The organism is Pseudomonas sp. 05N434 (assembly GCF_056396965.1).
Map to the genome: position 1 here is coordinate 1 of NZ_JBFTMK010000745.1, position 1,939 is coordinate 1,939.

General features: G+C 56.7%; 1 protein-coding gene and 2 pseudogenes. 1 reads left to right on the top strand and 2 read right to left on the bottom strand.

Annotated elements, in window-relative coordinates; translation table 11 throughout:
* A pseudogene (locus AC1DLB_RS28855) lies at positions 1 to 221 on the top strand (malate:quinone oxidoreductase); the annotation flags it as partial.
* Between the two features lie 296 nt (positions 222 to 517).
* Here AC1DLB_RS28855 and AC1DLB_RS28860 read toward each other — a convergent pair.
* Both AC1DLB_RS28860 and AC1DLB_RS28865 read right to left on the bottom strand, forming a co-directional pair.
* On the bottom strand, positions 518 to 886 hold the full coding sequence (locus tag AC1DLB_RS28860; RefSeq protein ID WP_028940413.1) for a DUF6124 family protein: 369 nt from the start codon (positions 884 to 886) through the stop codon (positions 518 to 520).
* Positions 887 to 1,684: 798 nt separating this feature from the next.
* Positions 1,685 to 1,939 (bottom strand): annotated as a pseudogene (locus AC1DLB_RS28865) (UDP-N-acetylglucosamine acyltransferase); the annotation flags it as partial.

A 1,939-nucleotide genomic window follows, 5' to 3' on the forward strand; every position in this document is an offset into this window, starting at 1 on the left:
CCACCCCAGCCTGGCAGGAAAAACTGCACCAGATCGTGCCTAGCTACGGCACTCAGCTGAACAACAGCCCTGAGAAAGTGGCTCAAGAGTGGGCTTACACCGCCAAGGTGCTGGAGCTGACTCCGCCGCCGGTGATTGGTCAGGTGGCGGCYCCGGCTGCTGCTCCGGCTGCTCCGGCTAAGGCGCCGAAGGCTAATGCTGCGACGGATATGGCTTTGTAAGTAGAAGCGTAATCGGAAAGCCCACTGGATCGGTGACGGTCAGTGGGCTTTTTTGTGGGCGGGATTCAGTGCAGATGATTTGCGAGAGTGGCCAAAAGGAAATGCTTTTGTGGCGAGGGAGCTTGCTCCCGTTGGGCTGCGGAGCAGCCCCAGCGCGTGATCGGCCGTTTGGTGACCATGTCACCGCTGGCGTTTTTGAAGGGGGATTTGAGGGTGAAGTTGGATGCGCGCCCTTCGCATTGTAACTATCAAAGCCCTTTACCGAGGGGCAAGCCTCTCGGTAAAGGGCTGAGTGATTACTTGGGTGGAACGAAGTTATCCAGCATTCGATTCACCGCCAGTTCCGCCAGCATGATGACCTGCTGAAGCGCCAGCAGGGTATTGCGGTGGGTGCCCTCCACCAATGCAGCGATGTCGCTGGCCATGACACTGGCCGACGCCAGGTTCTCGCACGTTTGAACCAGCAAGGCTTCATGGCCAACATCCGGCGCAACCATGTACATGGTGCTGGGTTTGCGTGGGGTGTTGTTCATGATCGCCGCCGGGTTGAGGTAGAAATTGAGAGCGCGTTCGGCGGCTTCGTGAAATTTTTTTGAATCGTCGGATTCGTACGGGGATGCCGGATCGGTGTCAGGTCCCGGTGGGTTAGGTGTCACTTTGAACATAGATGGAACTCCGGTTTCGAATATTGGGGAGCCATCACCCTCGCTACCAAACGAAGGGTGGCGGCCATACGTGGGTTGGTAGACCGGTCGAAACGGGAAACCCGGCGCTCACGAAGGAGCCCCACGCATGCCCACCATATAAAGCCGAGTCCCAAAAAAAAAGAGACTGCATAGGTGTCGCAATGCGACTGTTTCGAAGCGGGCTACCAAACCCGATCACTGTTTTTCAGTGACAGGGAAACGATATAGCCCGCCCCACAGCCGCACAAGCCAGCGGATTCTGGCGCACGCGTAGGCAACGACGCAAGGCGTTGTAGCCGTTAGGACGTAACAGCGGGTGTCTTTAAACACGCATCGTTAAACGTGTGAGCGCTTTCAAAAAACGAGGAAGCGTCTGACAATTTTAGGGTTGTGTTGCGGCACGGCCGCACCTGTCGCCCGCTTAAAGTCATGCAGGGCGCGCGCGACGGCGCGGTTTTTTTGAATCAAGGATTTGGTAGGAGAATGCCTGATCGGTCACCGGCGGATGGATATGACGCTGAGCGCTGCGTCGGTCCTTTTGAATGGAGCCGTGCAGGGTTGAAAAAAGATGACAACTGTACGCAGGTAATGGAGTCGTGCTACTCCGCCCGGTCACTGCGGGCGGTGACGGGAGACAAGATACCGGCGACCGCCTGGCGAAACAGCCGGCCGATTCTGTAGCGGGCGTAGGCAATGGCGTTGGATGTTGTAGCCTCACGAAGTCATACAGCGTTTCACCGAGCACGTCCTTCCAAGGCGATTACCTTGTCTTTACGCCTAGTTCAACTTCTGAGCTTCCAGTTTCGCCAGGAAGTCTCGAATATTGTTCTGTACGGCGCGATTGACTGATTCCTTGAGGCGGACGACACCCGCGAAGGCGTAGCCTGGAGGGACGATGCCCTGGGTGATGATCGTTTCTTCGAGCAAGGTTTCGCCCGTTTTGCGATTTACCAGCAGGTACTTTGCAGAAGCATCAGTCACCATGGTCACGCCAGCTGCCGGCGGATCCAGCTCCTGGATTTTGACGAAAAG